Below are 19,001 nucleotides of genomic sequence, written 5' to 3'. Positions count from 1 at the left end.
CCTGCCGTTGACCTGTCCGCGCCGGAGTGCTGCCATGGTGTGACGTCCGTGGAGATCGCTCCACCTGGGGGGACGGATGCAGAGGGGGAACAGTGGGGGTCGGAAAAGCACGTCTGGCCGCGGTTTCCGCCGTGGCACTCGTCGGTTCCGTCTTGGCCGTCGCCACGCCGGCGGAAGCGACCGGGGGACACGGCAGCAGCCTGAAGCCGGTCATCACCAATCTCGATTCACCGCGCGGCGTCGCCACGCACGGCGGCAAGATCATCTACAGCGTCGGTGACGGCTCGGTCTACGAGGCCTGGAAGAACGGCAAGGTCATCCGCAAGCTGGGGCAGGTGCCGGGCGGGTTCGCGCCGGCCATCGACACGGACAAGTGGGGGACGACGTACGCCTTGACCGGTGCGGCCGGCGAGCCCGGTTCCCCGCCGGTACCGGGCGCGGCGACGCTGTTCAAGCTGGTGCCGGGCAAGGCGCCCGTGAAGATCGCCGACATCGCGAAGTACCAGATGAAGGACCCGGATCCGTACGACCAGGAGAACAACCCGACCGACTCCAACCCGTTCGGCGTGGCCGCGCTGAACGACGGGACGGTGCTGGTCTCCGACGCCGCGGGCAACGACCTGCTCCGCGTCTGGGTGAAGAGCGGTCACATCAAGACCGTCGCGCGGCTGAAGCCCCGCGTCGTCAAGGTGCCCCCGGGGCTGCCCACGACGGACCCCGAAGGCAACCCGACGAACTTCCCGCCGGCCGGTACGCCGATCACCAGCGAGGCCGTGGCCACGTCGGTGACGGTCGGCTCCGACGGCTACTGGTACGTCGGTGAGCTGCGCGGCTTCCCGGCCACCCCGGGCAAGTCGCAGATCTGGCGGATCAAGCCCGGCTCGTACAACGCGACCTGCGACCCGTACAAGCCGAACCGGGGCCACTGCCAGCGGTACGCCGACGGGTACACGTCGATCGTCGACCTGGCCGGTGGTCCGCGCGGCACGCTCGCCGTGGTCGAACTGGCCAAGGCCAGCTGGCTGCAGTGGGAGCTCGGCGGTTCGCCCGTCGGCGCGCTGTTCCTGCAGTTCCCGGGCAAGTACCACAAGGCCGGGTTCCGCAAGGAGCTCGCGAAGAACCAGCTGATCCTGCCCGGTGGCACCGCGTTCTCGCGGTGGGGCGACCTGTACGTGTCGTCGCCGCTGTTCGGGCCAGGGGCGATCTACAAGGTGAAGTAGGCCGGACGAAGCACCGGCCCGGGGCGTCAGGTCCGATCGGAGGACTTGGCGCCCCGGGTCGTGTCCGGCGCCGGTTCCGGGATCAGGACGCTGCCCAGACCGAGCCGGCGCGTTCCGGGCCGGTCCGACAGGTACGGCGCGAGGGCTTCGTTAATGGCGGCCTGGAGCTTCGGCAGGTCGTCGGGGCCGACGTAGACCTGGGTCATCCCGAAGCCCAGGTAGTCGCGCAGCTCGGGGTCCTCGGCGGCGAGGAACGTGTCGAAGCTCTCGCCGAGGTGACCGAGGAAGGTCAGGAACATCGACCGCAGCTGGGCCGTGTCCATCGCCCGGAGCTCGGCGAGGTCGGCGACCGCGAGCCGGGCACCGAGCGCCAGCGTCCGCTCCACGGTGCCGCGCACCTTTCGCTCGGCGACCACTGCGATGATGTCGGCCTCGATCAGGGCCGCGACGTGCCGGTAGAGGGTCGCCTGGGTGATGTCGGGGAGGGCGTCGCGCAGCTGCGCGGTGGTCAGTTCCCGCCCGCTGAGCTGCTGGATGATCCGCATCCGTACCGGGTGCATGACCACGTCGGCGATGGGCGATTGCTTCGCCATGCCCGACCTCCGTCTCTTCGCGATCATTATCAATCTGATAATGTTCTCGCTGTCAGATCGATGATAGTCGGGGAGGAGCGTCATGACCGCAGGACTACCCATTCGGGTGTCGGACCTGACCAAGGCCTTCGGTTCGGTCGAGGCCGTGACCGGGGTGACGTTCACCGCCGAGGCCGGTCGCGTCACGGGCTTCGTCGGGCCGAACGGGGCCGGCAAGTCGACCACGATGCGAATGCTGCTGGGTCTCACCGAGCCGGACGACGGCGTCGCCCTGTTCGGGGACACGGCCTACCGGGACCTGGCCTCGCCCACCGGCACGGTCGGCGCCGTACTCGACATCGCCGCGGCGCATCCGGCGACCAGCGCCCGGGGGCACCTCAAGACCTTCTGCGACCTGGGCGGTCATCAACGTGCTCGCGTCGACACCGTGATCGAGAGCGTCGAGCTCGGCGGTTACGCGGACCGGCAGGTGAAGGGCTTCTCGACCGGGATGCGGCAGCGGCTGGCGCTGGCGACCGCGTTGCTCGGCGATCCCGGCGTTCTGGTCCTGGACGAGCCGTCGAACGGGCTCGACCCGGCCGGCATCGTCTGGCTGCGGACGTTCCTGCGCGACTTCGCGGCCGGTGGCGGGACCGTGCTGATCTCCAGCCACGTGCTCACCGAACTCCAGTACAGCATCGACGACCTGGTCCTGATCGACCACGGCCGGATCACCTGGTCCGGCGGCCTGGCGGACTTCACCGCCCACGGCGCCACCCTCGAGGAAGCCTTCCTCGCCCTGACCGCGAAGGAGCCGACGCGATGAAGGACCTGATCCGCGGGGAGCTCACCCGGCTGTTCTCCACCCGGCTGCCGCGCTGGGCCGCGATCGCCGCGATCGGTTCGGGCGGCGGTCTCACCGGCATCCTGGCCCTGACCGGTCCGGAGAACGCGTCTCCGCCGATGCCCGGGATCGACACTCCGGAAGGCGCCGGGCTGGTGCTCAGCGTGTCCGCGTTGCTGCTGTTCGTCCCGGCGTTGTTCGGCACGATCGCGATCACGTCCGAGTACCGGCACCGCACGATCGGTACGACGTTCCTGGCCGTGCCGAGGCGGGCCCGCGTCCTGGTGGCGAAGCTGGTCGTCTACGGCGCGGGCGGCTTCTGCTACGGACTGATCGCGTCGGCCACCGCGGGCCTCGCGTTGCTGGGTGCCGCCGCGGTCCGCGGTGTCACCTTGGCCCTGAGCCCGGCGGATCTGCTGCTCCTGCTGGCGAAACTCGCCGTGGTCGCGGCCGTCTACGTGGTCATCGGGGTGGGCATCGGGGCGCTGGCCCGGCATCAGCTCGTTGCCGTCGGCATCGTGCTGGGGTACTTCTACTTCCTCGAGTACGTGCTGATGATCGTGCCTGGCGTCAACCGGCTGTACCCGTTCCTGCCCGGCGGCGCGACGTCCTCGCTGACCACGCTCACGGTGCTCACCGACACGATCGCCGACCAGACCTCGGGCAGCCTCAGTACGCCGCTGGCCCCGGTCCCGGCCGCCTTCGTGCTGCTGGCGTACGCCGCGGTGGCGTCCGTCGTCGCGGCGGTGGTCCCGCTCCGCCGCGATCTCACCTGATCAGGTCGCCGGCGTTCCGCGTTCGCCGTACACCGCGGTGACCAGGGCGATCAGCACCGCGGCGAAGAACATGTGGATCAGCACCAGGACCCACGGCAGCCCGGTGAAGTACTGCACGAACCCGACCACGCCCTGCGCCAGCTCCATCGCCAGCAACCAGGCGGCGAGCTTGCGCAGGGTCCGCGAGGTCGCCGTCACCCGGGTCGCGATCACCAGCGCGATCGTCACGCCGAGCAGCGCGAACACCACATCGGCGTGCAGCTGACTGATCACCGTCTCGTCGAACCCGTTCCGCCCGGTGTCGGGGTCACCGGAGTGCGGCCCGGCCCCGGTCACCAAGGTGCCGAGGGCAACGGCCAGCCAGACCGCCACCACGCTCGCGGTCGCCAGCGCGCGGACCACCGGGGGAGTGTGCGGGTACGGACTGGTGCGGGAGCGGCGCATCATCGACACGGTCAGCGTGATGATGATCGGTGAGACCAGGAAGTGCGCGGACACGATCCACGGGTTCAGCCCGGTGAGCACGCTGATGCCACCGATCACGGCCTGGAGCGGGACGCCGAGCGCGGCCGCCGTCGCGAGCCGGCGCAGGTCCTTGCGCACCGGCCGGTAGCGCATCACGGCCAGCCAGGTGCCGATCGCGACCACCGCGACGACGAAGCCGAGCATCCGGTTGCCGAACTCGATCGCGCCGTGCATCCCGAGCTCGGGATGCGGCACGTACGACTCGTCGGTGCACTGCGGCCAGGTCGGGCAGCCGAGACCGGACCCGGTCAGCCGGACCAGCCCGCCGGTCACCACGATGCCGATGTTGGCGACCACCGACGCCCAGCCCCACCGGCGGACGGCGTCCAGGCTCGGCTCGGGCACCAGTCGCCAGAATCCGGTGACGGGCTCGGTCTCGCGGGGCGGGGTCTCGGTGGTCATCACCGGCACACTCTAGAGAAAGCCCTGATCAGTCCCACCGGAAGGTCCGGGAGACCAGGTAGCCGAGAACGGCTGCCCACAACGCCAGGGACAGAGCGGCGGCCCACGGGATCACACCTTCCAGGGTCGAGTTCGCCAATCCGTTGGCCAGCGCCGCACTCGGAAGCAGCCGGACGATGCCCTGCATCCCGGCCGGGTACTCCTCGACCGGCGTCACGACCGCGCCGCCCACCAACAGCAGCAGGTACAGCAGGTTCGCCGCGGCCAGGGTCGCCTCGGCCCGCAGGGTCCCGGCCATCAGCAGACCGAGCGACGCGAACGCGGCCGTCCCGCAGAGCACCATCAGGATCACGCCGAGTACCGCCGCGGCGCCGCCGACCGGGTCCCAGCCGAGGGCGAAGCCGGCACCGATCAGGACGACCAGCTGGATCAGCTGAATGACCAGCACAGCCGCGATCTTGCCGGCGAGCAGCCCGGTCCGGGACAACGGGGAGGCGCCGAGCCGCTTGATCACGCCGTACCGCCGTTCGAAGCCGGTGGCGATCGCGAGCGAGGTGAACGAGGACGACAGGATCGCCAGCGCGAGGACCCGGGGGACCGCGAGATCCACGGCCGGTCCCTCACCGAGCGGGAGCCTGTCGCCGAGCCCGGTGCCGCCGAGCAGGAGGAGCAGACCGAGGGGGATGACCAGGGCCAGCAGGAGCTGCTCGCCGTTGCGGATCAGCAGGCGGAACTCCATCCGGGCGTGGGCGAGCACCTTGCGCGGCCACGGCGCGGAGCCGGGGCGCGGGGCGTACGTCGTACTCATCGGTTCTCCCGGGCGGGGGGTGCGGTGAGGGCGAGGTAGACGTCCTCGAGCGACTTGGCGCCGTGGTCGGTGAGGGTGTCCGGGCTGCCGGAGGCGATCACCTTGCCGGCCGACACCACGTGCACCTGGTCGGACAGCTGCTCCGCCTCGTCCATCGCGTGCGTGGTGAGGACCACCGTCACGCCGTCCTCGCGCAGCTCCCGGATCAGCTGCCAGATCTCCCGCCGGCCGTGCGGGTCCAGCCCGGTGGTCGGCTCGTCCAGGAACGCGATCTCGGGCCGGCCGACGATCGCCAGCGCGAACGACAGCCGCTGCTTCTGCCCGCCCGACAACCGCCGGTACGGGGTCCGGCCGCAGCTGCCGAGGTCGAGCCGGTCGGCCAACTGGGTCAGGTCGAGCGGGTGGGCGTGCAACGAGGCGACGTAGCGCAGCATCTCGAGGGCGCGGACGCCGGACCAGGCGCCACCCTCCTGGAGCATCACCCCGATCCGGGGCATCAGCTCGTCGTGGTCAGCGATCGGGTCCAGCCCGAGCACCCGGACCCGGCCGGAGTCGGGCCGGCGGAAGCCTTCGCAGCTCTCGACGGTGGTGGTCTTGCCGGCCCCGTTGGGACCGAGCACGGACGTCACTGTTCCGCCGGTGACGGTGAGACTGAGCCCGTCGACCGCGGCCTTCTCGCCGTACCGGACGACGAGGTTGCTGATTTCCACCGCGACTGGCACGGCAGCAGTCTAGGAAACGGACCCGAGTGACGTCGCTCACGCCTCGACTTGGGTCCGGGCGGGAGCGCACGGAAAGCGGATGCCGGGTTAGGGGAACCTTATTTGAAGGGCCCCGGCAATTACGCGACACTGATGTTGTGAAAAATCCTGCGACGAACGGACCGGGGCCTCGCGGCGCCGCCGCTGTTGCTGGAATCACGCGGGACGAGTCCACCCGGGACCGGGTGGCGCGGTCGATCCTGACCAACGGCCCGTCCAGCGCCGCGGTGCTCGCGGAGCGGCTGGAACTGACCCCGGCGGCGGTCCGCCGGCACCTCGACCACCTGCTCGGTGAAGGGCTGGTCGAGTCCCGCGAGGAGCGAGTCTACGGCCCTCGGGGCCGGGGCCGCCCGGCCAAGGTGTTCGCACTCACCGACACCGGCCGGCACGCGTTCCACCAGGCGTACGACGACCTGGCGGCCACGGCGCTGCAGTTCATCGCCGAGGCCGGCGGTGACGAGGCGGTCGCGGAGTTCGCGCGGCGCCGGGTCGCCGAGGTCGAAGACCGGTACCGCGAGTTGCTCGACGCGGCGCCGGAAGGCCGGCGGGCCGAGGTGCTCGCCCAGGCGCTCAGCGCCGACGGGTATGCCGCCTCCACCCAGCAGGCCGGTGCCGGCGCGCAGTTGTGCCAGCACCACTGCCCGGTCGCGCACGTGGCCGAGCAGTTCCCCCAGCTGTGCGAGGCCGAGACCGAGGTGTTCGCCCGGTTGCTCGGCAAGCACGTCCAACGGCTGGCCACCATCGCCCACGGCGACGGTGTCTGTACGACGCACATCCCCGGCGTTCAGCCGGTTTCCCCTCAATCCGACGGCGAATCTGCGAGGACTGCACGATGACGCAAACCGCTCACCCCGAACTGGAAGGCCTCGGCAACTACCAGTACGGCTGGGCCGACTCCGACGCCGCCGGCGCGGTCGCCCAGCGCGGCCTGAGCGCCGACGTCGTGCGGGGCATCTCCACCCTCAAGAACGAACCGGAGTGGATGCTCGACCTGCGCCTGAAGGGGCTCAAACTCTTCGACCGCAAGCCGATGCCGTCGTGGGGTGCCGACCTGTCCGGGATCGACTTCGACAACATCAAGTACTTCGTCCGCTCCACCGAGAAGCAGGCCACCAGCTGGGAGGACCTGCCGCCGGACATCAAGAACACCTACGACAAGCTCGGCATCCCGGAGGCGGAGAAGCAGCGCCTGGTCGCCGGTGTCGCCGCGCAGTACGAGTCCGAGGTCGTCTACCACCAGATCCGTGAGGACCTGGAGGAGCAGGGCGTCATCTTCCTCGACACCGACACCGGTCTGAAGGAGCACCCGGAGCTCTTCCAGGAGTACTTCGGCTCCGTGATCCCGGTCGGCGACAACAAGTTCGCCTCGCTGAACACGGCCGTCTGGTCGGGCGGCTCGTTCATCTACGTCCCCAAGGGCGTCAAGGTCGAGATCCCGCTGCAGGCGTACTTCCGGATCAACACCGAGAACATGGGCCAGTTCGAGCGGACCCTGATCATCGTCGACGAGGACGCCTACGTGCACTACGTCGAGGGCTGCACCGCGCCGATCTACAAGTCGGACTCGCTGCACTCCGCGGTCGTCGAGATCATCGTGAAGAGGGGCGCCCGCTGCCGCTACACGACGATCCAGAACTGGTCGAACAACGTCTACAACCTGGTCACCAAGCGCGCCACCTGCGAAGAGGGCGCGACGATGGAGTGGATCGACGGCAACATCGGTTCCAAGGTGACGATGAAGTACCCGGCCGTGTACCTGATGGGCGAGCACGCCAAGGGCGAGACCCTGTCGGTCGCGTTCGCGGGCGAGGGCCAGCACCAGGACGCCGGTTCCAAGATGGTGCACAACGCGCCGCACACCTCCAGCTCGATCGTGTCGAAGTCCGTGGCCCGCGGTGGCGGCCGGACGTCGTACCGGGGGCTCGTCGAGGTGGCCCCGGGCGCGCACCACAGCAAGTCCACGGTGCGCTGTGACGCGCTGCTGGTCGACACCATCAGCCGCTCGGACACCTACCCGTACGTCGACGTCCGCGAGGACGACGTCGCGATGGGTCACGAGGCGACCGTGTCCAAGGTCAGCGACGACCAGCTCTTCTACCTGATGAGCCGGGGGATGGCCGAGGACGAGGCGATGGCGATGATCGTCCGCGGCTTCATCGAGCCGATCGCCCGCGAACTCCCGATGGAGTACGCGCTGGAACTGAACCGACTGATCGAGCTGCAGATGGAAGGGGCCGTCGGCTGATGACCGCCACCGAAACCCTGGTCGCCGCCGGCAACCAGGCGCACTCCCACGGGCCGGGTTCGCCGGTGCCGTTGCAGGCCCGGAGCGAGCGGCCGACGTCGTACGACGTGGCCGACTTCCCGGTGCCGAACGGGCGCGAGGAGGAGTGGCGCTTCACCCCGGTCAAGACCCTCAAGGCGCTGTTCGCCGACGAGGCCGGCACCGAGACCCCGAAGGTCGACGCGCACGGTCCCGACGGCGTCGTGATCGAGACCGTCGCCGCCGACGCGGTGAAGGTCGGTACCCCGCAGGACCGCCCGGCCGCGGTGGCGTGGACGTACGCCGCCGAGGCGCTCGCGGTCCGGATCCCGGCCGAGGCCGAGCTGACCGAGCCGGTGCACGTCAACGTCGCGAGCCTCGGCGCCCGCGGCTTCACCCACCTGATCGTGGACGCCGCCCGGCACAGCCGCGCCACCGTGGTGATCGACCACACCGGCGCCGGCGAGCTGTCCAGCAACGTGGAGATCGTCGTCGGTGACGGCGCCGAGCTGCGGCTGGTCTCGATCCAGCAGGGCGACCACGAGTCGATCCACCTGGCCCAGCACGACGCGCTGGTCGGCCGGGACGCCAAGCTCAACCACGTCGCCGTCACCCTCGGCGGCAAGGTCGTCCGGGTCGGCACCAACGTCCGGTACGCCGGTCCGGGTGGCGACGCGGAGCTGCTCGGCGTGTACTTCGCCGAGTCGGGTCAGCACCACGAGCACCGGCTGTTCGTCGACCACGAGGCCACGCACTGCAAGAGCAACGTGCTCTACAAGGGCGCGCTGGCCGGCGACGACGCCCGGTCGGTGTGGATCGGCGATGTGCTGATCCGGGCCGCGGCCGAGGGCACCGACACCTTCGAGCTGAACCGGAACCTGGTACTCACCGACGGCGCTCGCGCCGACTCGGTCCCGAACCTGGAGATCGAGACGGGCGAGATCGAGGGCGCCGGGCACGCGTCCGCGACCGGCCGGTTCGACGACGAGCAGCTGTTCTACCTGCAGGCCCGCGGCATCCCCGAGGACGAGGCCCGGCGGCTGGTGGTGTCCGGCTTCTTCAACGACATCATCGGCCGGATCGGCGTCCCGGAGGTGGTCGAGCGGCTGCACGAGGTGATCGAGCAGAAGCTGGCCCGCGCCGCCGAGCTGAGCGCCGCCGGCAAGGCGGTCGTCGGCCGGTGAGCGACACCTTCGAGCGCGCCTGCGCCGCGGCCGACGTTCCCGACGAGGGAGTGGTCGCGGTGGAGGTCGGCGGCGTCGAGGTCGCGGTCGTGAAGAGCGAAGGACAGTACTTCGCGGTGCGGGACGAGTGCTCGCACGCGCAGATCCAGCTGTCCGAAGGCGAGGTCGGCAAGTGCGAGATCGAATGCTGGCTGCACGGCTCCCGCTTCGACCTGCGCACCGGCGAGCCGACCAGCCTGCCCGCGTACGACCCGGTCCCGGTCTATCCGGTCCGGCTGGACGGCGGCGACCTGCTCGTCGACGTCAAGAACCCCACGAACCAGGCATCCCTGTAACAGCGACGGAGACAGAAACCTCATGGCGACACTCGAGATCCGCGACCTGCACGTGTCGGTCGACACCGAGAACGGCCCGAAGCAGATCCTGCGCGGCGTCGACCTGACCATCAAGGGCGGTCAGACGCACGCGATCATGGGCCCGAACGGTTCCGGCAAGTCCACGCTGGCGTACTCGATCGCCGGCCACCCGAAGTACAACATCACCAGCGGCACGGTCACCCTGGACGGCGAGGACGTGCTCGACATGGCCGTCGACGAGCGCGCCCGCGCCGGCCTGTTCCTGGCGATGCAGTACCCGGTCGAGGTGCCGGGGGTGTCGGTGGCGAACTTCCTCCGCACCGCCAAGACCGCGATCGACGGCGAGGCGCCGAAGCTGCGGACCTGGGTCAAGGACGTGAACACCGCCCTGGGCGACCTGGAGATGGACCCCGAGTTCGCCCAGCGCAACGTCAACGAGGGCTTCTCCGGTGGTGAGAAGAAGCGGCACGAGATCGTCCAGCTGGAGCTGCTGAACCCGAAGATCGCGATCCTCGACGAGACCGACTCCGGCCTCGACATCGACGCGCTGAAGATCGTCTCGACCGGCGTCAACCGGTTCGCGGAGCAGGGTGACAAGGGCATCCTGCTGATCACGCACTACACCCGGATCCTGCGCTACATCAAGCCGGACTTCGTGCACGTGTTCGTCGACGGCCGGGTCGCCGAGGAGGGCGGCCCGGAGCTGGCCGACGAGCTGGAGGCCAACGGCTACGAGCGCTTCGTCAAGGCGGGCGCGAAGGCATGACGACCACCCGGACCTTCAGCAGCCCGCTGGACCTGCAGTCGGTCCGGGCGGACTTCCCGATCCTGTCCCGCGAGCTCGCGGGCGGGTTCCCGCTGGTCTACCTGGACTCGGCCAACTCCTCGCAGAAGCCGCGCCAGGTGGTCCAGGCGATCGAGGACCACTACCTGCGGCACAACGCGAACGTCGCCCGGGCCATGCACCAGCTCGGCGCGGAGGCGACCGCGGCGTACGAGGGCGGCCGGGACAAGGTGGCCGCGTTCATCGGGGCACCCAATCGGGACGAGATCGTCTTCACCAAGAACGCCTCCGAGGCGCTCAACCTGGCGGCGTACACGCTCGGCGCGGGCCTGCGGCCGGGGGACGAGGTGGTGATCTCCGAGATGGAGCACCACAGCAACATCGTCCCGTGGCAGCTGGCCTGTGAGCGGACCGGCGCGACGCTGAAGTGGTTCGGTGTCACCGACGAGGGCCGGCTCGACCTGGCCGGGATCGACGAGCTGATCACCGAGCGCACCAAGGTCGTGTCGCTGACCTGGGTGTCGAACGCGCTCGGCACGATCAACCCGATCACCGAGATCGCCGCGAAGGCGCACGCCGTCGGCGCGACGATGGTGGTGGACGCGTCCCAGGCGGTGCCGCAGTTCCCGGTCGACGTCGCCACCCTCGGCGCGGACCTGCTGGTCTTCACCGGGCACAAGGTGACCGGCCCGACCGGGATCGGCGTGCTCTGGGGCCGGTACGAGTTGCTCGCGCAGTTGCCGCCGTTCCTCGGGGGCGGCGAGATGATCGAGGTCGTCCGGATGACCGGTTCGACGTACGCGCCGCCGCCGGCCCGGTTCGAGGCGGGGACGCCGCCGATCGCCCAGGCCGTCGGGCTCGGGGCGGCGCTGGACTACCTGTCCGGCCTCGGGATGGACAAGGTGGCCGCGCACGAGCAGGCGATCACGGCGTACGCGCTGGAGGGCCTGAAGACGGTGCCCGGGCTGAAGATCCTCGGGCCGGCCGAGCCGGTCGACCGCGGGGGCGCGATCAGCTTCGAGCTGGACGGCGTCCACCCGCACGACGTGTCGACCGTGCTGGACACCCGCGGGATCGCGGTCCGGGCCGGGCACCACTGCGCCCGGCCGGTGCACGAGCGGTTCGGAATGCAATCGTCGACGCGGGCGTCCTTCTACCTGTACACGACGCCCGAGGAGATCGACGCGCTCGTCGACGGACTCGGGTTCGTCCGCTCCTTCTTCAAGGTGGACTGACTGATCATGCAACTGGACGCCCTGTACCAGGAGATCATCCTGGACCACTACCGCAGCCCGCACCACGCGGGACTGACGGACCCGTACGACGTGGAGGTGCACCACGTGAACCCGTCCTGCGGGGACGAGGTCACCCTCCGGGTCGAGCTGGCCGGTGACAAGGTCACCGCCGTGACGCACGAGAGCGTCGGCTGCTCGATCAGCCAGGCCGCCACCTCGGTGATGACCGATCTGGTGATCGGCAAGCCGGTCGCCGAGGGAATGGCGACGTACGAGAAGTTCCTCGAGCTGATGCAGGGCCGGGGGACGGTCGAACCGGACGAAGAGGTGCTGGAGGATGGTGTCGCGTTCGCGGGCGTGGCGCAGTTCCCGGCCCGGGTGAAGTGCGCGCTGCTGGGCTGGTCGGCCTGGCGGGACGCTACCGCCCAGGCGCTGGCCAAGTCGGCGCCGACATCGACAGAGGGAGTGACCCATGCCTGACCAGACCGACGAGAAGATCGAGCTGCCCGAGGTCGATCTCGAGGCGGCGCAGAACCCGGCCGGCGCGGCGGCTCCGGCCGTCGACGACGTGACCGAGGCGCTGAAGGACGTCGTGGACCCCGAGCTCGGGATCAACGTGGTCGACCTGGGCCTGATCTACGGGGTCACCGTCGACGACTCCAGCACCGCGATCATCGACATGACGCTGACGTCGGCGGCCTGTCCGCTGACCGACGTGATCGAGGACCAGACCAGGATGGCGCTCGACGGCCTGGTCAACGACTTCCGGATCAACTGGGTCTGGATGCCGCCGTGGGGCCCGGAGAAGATCACCGACGACGGCCGCGAGCAGCTGCGCGCGCTCGGCTTCAACGTCTGAGCTTTACCGAGTACGCCGGATGCGGCTGGTCAGGTGGCCGGCCGCATCCGGCGTACTGCTGTCTCGGCGCGTCAACCGATCGACATCCCGGACGCGGGCCCGGCGGCGCGGCGGGGTGGGAGGTTGTCCGGTTCCTCGAACAAGCGTGACCGGTGCATCCGGGAATCGGTCTCGGCGAGGACCGACGCCGGGACGCCCTTCTGCTGCAGGGCGTCCACGACGACCGGGGTGAACCGCTGCGGGCGGCCACCCGCAGCGAAGAGCTCGCGGAGGTCGACGCGGCCCTCGGCCAACAGGGGGAGCCGCGGGTGCAGGGTCGCGAAGGCCGCGGCGAACTTGCGATCGCGCCCGCTCGACAAGGTGCCGTCCGGCTTGGCCAGGTACCGCTGCCGGGTGCCGTCCGTGCCGCGGACCGTCAGCCGGATCCGGACGCCATGGGTTCGGGCCTGGTCGAGCGCGTCGACCAGCGGGCTGTACGGGTGCTGCGCGTCGGCGAGTGCCTCCACCCGGACCGTCCGGGTCCGGACCGACTTGGCCGGCCTGGTGCGCCCGGCCTCCATCTGGGCGCGCATCGCGTCGTAGTCGCGCCGGAACATCGTCACGTACGTCTCGCCTTGCGCGGCCCGGTGGAGCGAGGCGGAGCGTTCGACCTTGGGCTTGTTGTGCCGGTCGAGTCGCCGGCGCTCGAAGTCCAGGTGGTAGTCGACCGTCAGCTTCACGGTGACGACCTGCCCGGACTCGTAGACGCCGGTCTCGTGCCGGGCGCCGACGGTGCCGGTGTCCTTCTCGGTGACCTGGTCACCGACCGAGGCGCCGACAGTCACCTCGCCACCAGGCGACGTCGCGCTGACGGACTTGGTGGTGGGTAGCAGCCGGTTGCTCTTCGCGGTCAGCTGGGCGGTACGGAGCTGCCGGGTGTTCTCGCCGAGCTGAGTGGTCGCCTCGGCATCCGGCTCCGACACCAGCTCGACCCCGGACACCTCGGCGCGGACCCGGACCGCGACCACCCGCGTGACCTGACCGGGGACGGCGAGCGGTATCAGCTGGTGGCCGGTCGGCCGCGCCATCTCCTGGAACGTCACCGCCCGGTTCGATGCCCCGAGCAACGACTCGAGCGTGGTCCCGTGCAGCTGGACACCGGCCGGCCCGAGCAGGTCGGTCCGGGCCAGCCGCCGGGAGGCGGCGTCCAGCAGGGTGTTCGTCGGCTCGGCGCCGGTGAGGTAAGGCTGGCTGCCCTCGACGAGGTAGTTGGCCGGGAGGTCGGCTGACCGATGGTCGGAGAGGCCGGGGGAGTACGGCGGTGGCGCCGAGTCGATCACCGAGGCCGGCACGGACAGGCTCAACCGGCCGCCGGCCTCGCGTCGCGTGGGCGGTGCACCGGTCGAGTTGTCGTCGACCTCGACCATGACCCGGTAGTCCCGCTCCACCCGGGCGGTCTCCACGGCGAGCCCGGTACTGATCCGGGTGGTGAGCTCGCTGCTCGTCGCTGTGGTCGAGGTGCCGAGACCGGTGCCGATACCAGCGGTCCCGGAGGCGTCGGACGTGCCGGACAGATCGATCCTGCCGTCGTACGCCGTGCCCGCGCTGACGCTGCGATTGCGCTCGCGCAGATCCCACAGCTGGACCAGACCGAAGCCGTTGCCGCTCTGGCCGGCCGTCCCGCCTGCCTCCGACGTGACCGGTCCCGTGAACTGCACCCGGACCCGTACCCGGATGTTGCGCGGCCGGCCGGCGTCGTCGATGGGGTACTCGCGGACGAAGCCACGGGGATCCAGCATGTTGTCCAGCTGGTGCCGCCAGCGCGGACCGGAGAGCTCACCCCGCAGCGAGGCCGCGAGTACCGGGTCGTCCAGGGCCTGCGGCGAGTGCTGCTCGACGGCCGCGTACACCTCGCGGAGCAGGTCCGTGTCGTTCCCGGCTTCGTCCTGCAGCGAACTCCGGTCGACCTGGCCCGCACCCATCAACTGTTGGTAGTGCCGCGGCAACGGAACCTCGACCCGCTGCCGGGTCAGCTCGTCGACCTCGTCGAGCACCCGATCGAGTCGCTCGTCCGGCTGCACCGTACCGCCCGTCACCCGGCGCAGCAGGTCCGCAAGCCGTTCATCGGTGTGCTCGGCCGCGAGGCCGGTGTCGGTCTGCCCCTTCTCGGCCCGGTACCGGCGGACCAGGGCGGCAGTCGTCCGGCGGGGGAGATCGAGGTTGCCGTTGAGCAGTCGCTCGACGGCGTCCGACACCTTGTGCAGCGGAAGGTCGAGCTTGCCCCGGCCGTACGACCGCAGTGCATCGCGCTCAGGCAGGGTCAGGAAGACGGCGCCGGTCTCCAGCTCGACCCGGCGCGGCTCGGCACCGCCCGCGCGAAGCTCTGCCTCGAGGACCAGGTCGCCCCAGAACTGGTAGTGCTGACCGTCCCGCATGAGCGACCGCTCGACGGCGCTGGTGGCGGCCTCGGTGGTCGAAGCGGACTTGGTGGTCGACCGGGTCACACCCAGCGAAGCGCCTTGTGCCTCACCGTCCGTCGTCACCGAGCCGGTGCCCGCGCTGGCCCCCGCGGACGCACCGGACGAGGCTCCTGACGTACTGCTGGCGCTCGCGAACGTGACGTTGAGGTCGGCAACGATCGGGGACGCGCTGCCGACATAGGCGAGGTTCTCGACCCGGGTCGTGATGCCCAGGCTGGTCCGGCGTGGCGCCAGGCTCCGTTGCGCGACCGCCTGCAGCGGATCGGACGGCGCCGCGCTGACGGCGAGCCCGGTGCGGTACTCGGTGGTGAGCAGCTCGGGCCGGGTCACGAGGTTGCGGGTGGCGAGGAAGGCGCTGATGTGGTGCAGCGCGGAGCTGTCGCCCCGCCGCAGCTCCGGGACGGCTTCGGTCAGCCGGCGGACCGGGTCGCGGACGTCGACGTGCTGGATGGTTGCTGTCTGCAACAGGTTGGGGTCGACCCGGCCGGCCAGCGCGAGGACGGGCGGCTCGGGGGCGGCGCAGAACTCGCTGTCGAGGCAGACCCGGGCGCTGCCCTCCGACTGGGCGATCGGCGCGGAATCGCCGTCGGCGGTCACCTCGGTGACCGTGACGGTGTGCGGGACGTCGAAGACCGCGACCGGCGAGCTCGACTCGGTCACCGTCATCCGGTACGCCGCGTTCCCGGTGGCCCAGGCGAGCATCCGGCCGAGCGTGGTCCGGCCGATCGACAGGCCGGCGGACGGCGTGCGGCCGCTGTTTCCGGGCCCCGGCTTGTTGCCGAGCCCGAACTTCAGCGACCACGGGAAGCTCCTCGACCGGCTGCCCGAGCGGCCGGAGGCGCTGACGCCGATGTCGACGTTGACGACCATGTCGCTGTCCGCGACGCCGATCGGCTTCGCCCGGTCGAAGTGCTGCTGGACGGCGATCCGGTACGAGCGGATCCGCGGCGGCTGGCCGGTGCGGTGCTCGGTGAGCTGGAAGACCAGGCCCTCCTGGCAGGCCTGGTCGTACCCGGTCTCCAACCGGTGCTTGGCGAGCTGCTGCAGCGTGCGCTCCCAGTTCTCCGCCTGGCTCAGCAGGACCGCGGGATCCTGACCGGCGAACTTGGCCGGCAGCGGACGACCCGAGTCGTCGAGCGGCGGAATGAGGGACTGCTTGGACAGCCGCGGGAGCAGGTCCCGCAACGCGTCGTCAGCACCACTCAGCTCGCGGATCATCGCCGGGCCGGCGCCACGCAGCTGCCGCGGTCCGGTGCCGAGCCACACAGGGAGCTGTGGCGGGGCCTCGGCCGGATGCGGGTCGCCGCGCAGCAGTACGCGGCCGTCGACACCCCGACGGAGGTCGCCGTCCGCGTCCCGGCTCAGCGCGTCGTCCGGTACGGGCAGGCCGTATCGGAACGCGTCGCGCTCCGCCATCCGCAAGCAGACGTCGCCGCTGCCGTCGACCGTGAACGACTCGGCGCGGTCCAGGCGATGCACGGTCAGCTTGTGCCGCACTCCCAACTTCACCCCGACGGTCGGCGCGATCCGCTGGGTACTCCATCGGCTGCCGACGTCGGACGTCGTACTGGCTTCCTCCTCGCCCTTGCTGCGGCCCGCGCGAGCCCCCGGGGTCAGGTCCGTACTGGTCGATCCGATGTCCGCCAATGCTGTGGCGGCCGTACCGCTGACCGTCCGGGACGAGGCGAAGGTCTGACCGCCGGACGCACCAGAGTTCCCGACCCGCCACAGTTCGAGCTTGTGGTCGGGGGAACTGTCGCTGAGCAGTTCCGCGGTATCGAGGTCGGCGACGCTCTCCAGTTGCGCCCACGCGACCGGCCGGCCGCCGTTCGTGATCAGTCGCCAGACCCCACCGGGCCGGGTCGTCTCGTCCAGCCGGATCATGGCGTCGTCGGTCAGCAGTCCCCGGAGCCGGTCGTGACCGACCCGGTCGAGCGATCCGAGTCGTACCCGCAGCTCCGCCACGGCTCGGTCGGACAGCTCGTTCAGCCCGTCGGCTCGGGAGACGAAGTGCTCGGGCAACGTCGCGCCGCGTTCCTCGGGCAGGCCGACGTCGGCGAGGCTGGTCTGGTTGCCGGGCGGCCCGACCGTGTAGGTGTGGCTGTACCCGAGGTCGAAGGCGCCGGCGTCCGGCTCCCCACCGGAGTGGACGACCTGAGCGGCGGACCAGTCCGCGAGGGCCGAGTCCCGGATCCGCCAGATCCAGCGCGGTCGCGGCGAGCGGTAACGGAGGAACTCGCCCCGCAGCGCCTCGACAGCACCGCTCTGGGCGAACTCGGTGGCGCCGCCCGTGACCGTCACCCCGAGGTCGTCGGCCACCTCGGCGCCGGGTGAGGCCAGTTCGGCGAGAGCCTTGAGCTTGCTCGAGTCGGGCAGTCCGTCCGTCACGGACCGCAGGCCGGCAGCTCCCGTGGTACCGAGCCGGTCGGTGGCGGAGGTGGCGACGTTGAAGCCGCCCTGGACGACCTGCCCGACCTGCGCCTCGTCGAAGCCGACCGGGCTGTTCAGGACCTCGTGCAGCTCGCCCGGGTCGAGCTTCAGTTCGAGCTGGACGAGTTCGCTGACGTCCGCGCGCGGGTCGTTGCCGATCGTCAGCACGATGCCGTCCGGCGACAGGATCCGCCGGCTCTCGCCGCGCAGGGTCCGGTGCAGGAGGTCCGGGGTGAAGCGGAACGAGTTCTTCCGCTTCCTGAGCGCCTGGTTGAGTTCGTAGCTGAGCGCGGTGAGGTGCGGCAGCCGGCCGGAGGGGAGGCCGTTCTGCAGGACGTCCGGGGACGGGAGGGTGGCCGCCGTGGCCCACTCGTACGCGCGGACCTGTTGGGTCGCGTCCCGAGCCAGGTCGGCCAGTTGCTCGGGACCAGCGCCCGCGTCGGCAGCCCGCAGCAGCGTCCGGTACACGCCGGCAGCCGCTCCGGCCTGGTCGGCTGCCGCGACACAGGACTCGGCGATCCGGGTATGTCGCTCCGCGACGCGCACCCGGGCGACGGCCCGGACCCGGAACCGGCGGGCGCGTTCCGCGGCGGCTGTGTCGTGCAACGACGCCTGCTCGTCTGCCGTGGCGAACAGCGTCGCGGCCTGTCCCCGTGCTTCGCCCGAGCTCTCGGCCCGGGTCGCGGCCCGCTTGAGGTGGTCCGACGCCGCCGACTCGAGCTTGGTGATCTGCCGGCGGACCTGCTCCCGCAGCCGCTCGGCCGGATCGGACGGCGACTCCTGATCGGCGACGACGGTCGGTCCGGCCCAGGGGAGGACCGGAGCAGGGTGGCCCGCGCGCTGGATCGACATGACCAGGTCCTCGAGCTCGTGCTGGATCGTCAGGAGCTGCCGCGATCCACGGTCCTCGCCCTGCTCGTGCCACTCCCGGGCGAGCCGGCGGAACTCGTCGTACTGCGCCTCGATCCCCGTACCCGTCGACGGCGCCTCGGGCGTCGCGAGCGAGCGGACGTAGGTCTCCGTGTCGTGGCTCAGCGAACGGGCCGCGGTGAGAATGTCGGCCGCGAGCGACCTGCGCTCGGTCGACGGCGGAGCAGCCTGGGCGTCCATGAACTGCTTCAGCTCGGGCCAACTGGTCAGCGTGTTCCCGGTCAGCACCTCGCGGAGCAGGGCCTGCGACTCGGCACGCTGCGCGGCGGACAGGTCGCGCCGGTCCAGCAGCCGGTCGAGCGCCGTGGTCGCACCATCGGCGCGCCGGCCCCCGCGGGCCCGCTCGATCTCCGCGCCGAAGTACGCGATCGCCTCGACGGCCAGCCGGTCGTCCGTGACGCCCGCGCGGGCCCGGGCCTTGAGCCGGCGGTCCAGCCGGCGGACGACCTTTCGGTCCAGCCGGTCCTCCGCATCGCGCAACCGGACGCTGCCGTCCTGCAGGACGATCGCCGCGGGCGCCAGGAATCCCAGCGCGAGTTCCAGCGTGGCTCGCGCGCGGACCCGTGGGTCATCTCCGCTGATCGCCGCCAATC

Annotated in this window: 16 protein-coding genes; 11 read left to right on the top strand and 5 right to left on the bottom strand. The window is 70.8% G+C overall.

The window, feature by feature from the left end; all coding sequences use genetic code 11:
* The first annotated feature begins 131 nt into the window (after positions 1-131).
* Positions 132-1,220 carry a ScyD/ScyE family protein gene (locus FB561_RS27710; protein ID WP_170284780.1) on the top strand — a complete coding sequence of 363 codons (1,089 nt, stop codon included), beginning with the start codon at positions 132-134 and terminating at the stop codon, positions 1,218-1,220.
* A 26-nt stretch (positions 1,221-1,246) separates the two neighbouring features.
* Here FB561_RS27710 and FB561_RS27705 read toward each other — a convergent pair whose 3' ends face one another.
* Positions 1,247-1,813: a helix-turn-helix domain-containing protein gene (locus FB561_RS27705; RefSeq protein WP_145811672.1), complete on the bottom strand. Its 567-nt coding sequence runs from the start codon at positions 1,811-1,813 to the stop codon at positions 1,247-1,249.
* A gap of 82 nt (positions 1,814-1,895) precedes the next feature.
* On the opposite strand from FB561_RS27705, the gene FB561_RS27700 reads away from it, so the two are divergent.
* Together FB561_RS27700 and FB561_RS27695 are read left to right on the top strand one after the other, a co-directional pair.
* Entirely contained in the window at positions 1,896-2,618 is a 723-nt protein-coding gene (locus tag FB561_RS27700) for an ABC transporter ATP-binding protein (RefSeq protein WP_145811670.1), read from the top strand.
* The gene (locus FB561_RS27695) at positions 2,615-3,412 is read left to right on the top strand and encodes an ABC transporter permease subunit (protein WP_145811668.1); all 798 of its coding nucleotides are present in this window, start codon (positions 2,615-2,617) and stop codon (positions 3,410-3,412) included. The genes FB561_RS27700 and FB561_RS27695 overlap by 4 nt, the downstream gene beginning before the upstream one ends.
* On the opposite strand, the gene FB561_RS27690 is transcribed toward FB561_RS27695, so the two are convergent.
* The 3 genes from FB561_RS27690 to FB561_RS27680 are packed head-to-tail and all read right to left on the bottom strand — an operon-like array spanning position 3,413 to position 5,869.
* The gene (locus FB561_RS27690; RefSeq protein WP_145813432.1) at positions 3,413-4,339 is read right to left on the bottom strand and encodes a COX15/CtaA family protein; all 927 of its coding nucleotides are present in this window, start codon (positions 4,337-4,339) and stop codon (positions 3,413-3,415) included. It abuts the gene before it with no gap.
* Between the two features lie 28 nt (positions 4,340-4,367).
* Positions 4,368-5,147, bottom strand: coding sequence for an ABC transporter permease (locus FB561_RS27685; RefSeq protein WP_145811666.1), 780 nt, complete (start codon positions 5,145-5,147; stop codon positions 4,368-4,370).
* Entirely contained in the window at positions 5,144-5,869 is a 726-nt protein-coding gene (locus FB561_RS27680; RefSeq protein WP_337692321.1) for an ABC transporter ATP-binding protein, read from the bottom strand. The genes FB561_RS27685 and FB561_RS27680 overlap by 4 nt, the downstream gene beginning before the upstream one ends.
* Before the next feature lie 137 nt (positions 5,870-6,006).
* Here FB561_RS27680 and FB561_RS27675 point away from each other — a divergent pair, with 137 nt between their 5' ends.
* The 8 genes from FB561_RS27675 to FB561_RS27640 are packed head-to-tail and all read left to right on the top strand — an operon-like array spanning position 6,007 to position 12,589.
* On the top strand, positions 6,007-6,744 hold the full coding sequence (locus FB561_RS27675; RefSeq protein ID WP_170284779.1) for a helix-turn-helix transcriptional regulator: 738 nt from the start codon (positions 6,007-6,009) through the stop codon (positions 6,742-6,744).
* Positions 6,741-8,153 carry a Fe-S cluster assembly protein SufB gene (sufB, locus tag FB561_RS27670; protein ID WP_145811664.1) on the top strand — a complete coding sequence of 471 codons (1,413 nt, stop codon included), beginning with the start codon at positions 6,741-6,743 and terminating at the stop codon, positions 8,151-8,153. Before FB561_RS27675 ends, sufB begins: the two co-directional genes overlap by 4 nt.
* Positions 8,153-9,355 carry a Fe-S cluster assembly protein SufD gene (gene sufD, locus FB561_RS27665; RefSeq protein WP_145811661.1) on the top strand — a complete coding sequence of 401 codons (1,203 nt, stop codon included), beginning with the start codon at positions 8,153-8,155 and terminating at the stop codon, positions 9,353-9,355. Before sufB ends, sufD begins: the two co-directional genes overlap by 1 nt.
* A complete protein-coding gene (locus FB561_RS27660) occupies positions 9,352-9,690 on the top strand; it encodes a non-heme iron oxygenase ferredoxin subunit (RefSeq protein WP_145811659.1) in 339 nt (112 codons plus the stop codon). Before sufD ends, FB561_RS27660 begins: the two co-directional genes overlap by 4 nt.
* A 22-nt stretch (positions 9,691-9,712) precedes the next feature.
* Positions 9,713-10,477, top strand: a complete 765-nt coding sequence (gene sufC, locus FB561_RS27655) for a Fe-S cluster assembly ATPase SufC (RefSeq protein ID WP_145811657.1) — start codon at positions 9,713-9,715, stop codon at positions 10,475-10,477.
* On the top strand, positions 10,474-11,730 hold the full coding sequence (locus tag FB561_RS27650) for a cysteine desulfurase (protein ID WP_145811655.1): 1,257 nt from the start codon (positions 10,474-10,476) through the stop codon (positions 11,728-11,730). The genes sufC and FB561_RS27650 overlap by 4 nt, the downstream gene beginning before the upstream one ends.
* A 6-nt stretch (positions 11,731-11,736) precedes the next feature.
* Positions 11,737-12,210 (top strand): Fe-S cluster assembly sulfur transfer protein SufU, encoded by a 474-nt coding sequence (gene sufU / locus FB561_RS27645; RefSeq protein ID WP_145811653.1) that lies wholly within the window; start codon positions 11,737-11,739, stop codon positions 12,208-12,210.
* A gap of 22 nt (positions 12,211-12,232) precedes the next feature.
* The gene (locus FB561_RS27640) at positions 12,233-12,589 is read left to right on the top strand and encodes a metal-sulfur cluster assembly factor (RefSeq protein WP_202880926.1); all 357 of its coding nucleotides are present in this window, start codon (positions 12,233-12,235) and stop codon (positions 12,587-12,589) included.
* Positions 12,590-12,660: 71 nt separating this feature from the next.
* Here FB561_RS27640 and FB561_RS27635 read toward each other — a convergent pair whose 3' ends face one another.
* Positions 12,661-18,999: a hypothetical protein gene (locus FB561_RS27635; RefSeq protein ID WP_145811649.1), complete on the bottom strand. Its 6,339-nt coding sequence runs from the start codon at positions 18,997-18,999 to the stop codon at positions 12,661-12,663.
* Between the last annotated feature and the right edge of the window lie 2 nt (positions 19,000-19,001).

It is taken from the genome of Kribbella amoyensis, assembly GCF_007828865.1.
Classification (GTDB): Bacteria; Actinomycetota; Actinomycetes; order Propionibacteriales; family Kribbellaceae; genus Kribbella; species Kribbella amoyensis.
This window is presented reverse-complemented; position numbering and strand designations above follow the sequence as displayed.

Excerpts from the sequence above, each read along its gene's own strand:
- sufC (WP_145811657.1), top strand. The coding sequence starts at position 9,713 with ATGGCGACACTCGAGATCCGCGACCTGCACGTGTCGGTCGACACCGAG.
- FB561_RS27700 (WP_145811670.1), top strand. The coding sequence starts at position 1,896 with ATGACCGCAGGACTACCCATTCGGGTGTCGGACCTGACCAAGGCCTTC.
- FB561_RS27705 (WP_145811672.1), bottom strand. The coding sequence starts at position 1,813 with ATGGCGAAGCAATCGCCCATCGCCGACGTGGTCATGCACCCGGTACGG.
- sufB (WP_145811664.1), top strand. The coding sequence starts at position 6,741 with ATGACGCAAACCGCTCACCCCGAACTGGAAGGCCTCGGCAACTACCAG.
- sufU (WP_145811653.1), top strand. The coding sequence starts at position 11,737 with ATGCAACTGGACGCCCTGTACCAGGAGATCATCCTGGACCACTACCGC.
- sufD (WP_145811661.1), top strand. The coding sequence starts at position 8,153 with ATGACCGCCACCGAAACCCTGGTCGCCGCCGGCAACCAGGCGCACTCC.
- FB561_RS27690 (WP_145813432.1), bottom strand. The coding sequence starts at position 4,339 with ATGACCACCGAGACCCCGCCCCGCGAGACCGAGCCCGTCACCGGATTC.
- FB561_RS27650 (WP_145811655.1), top strand. The coding sequence starts at position 10,474 with ATGACGACCACCCGGACCTTCAGCAGCCCGCTGGACCTGCAGTCGGTC.
- FB561_RS27695 (WP_145811668.1), top strand. The coding sequence starts at position 2,615 with ATGAAGGACCTGATCCGCGGGGAGCTCACCCGGCTGTTCTCCACCCGG.
- FB561_RS27685 (WP_145811666.1), bottom strand. The coding sequence starts at position 5,147 with ATGAGTACGACGTACGCCCCGCGCCCCGGCTCCGCGCCGTGGCCGCGC.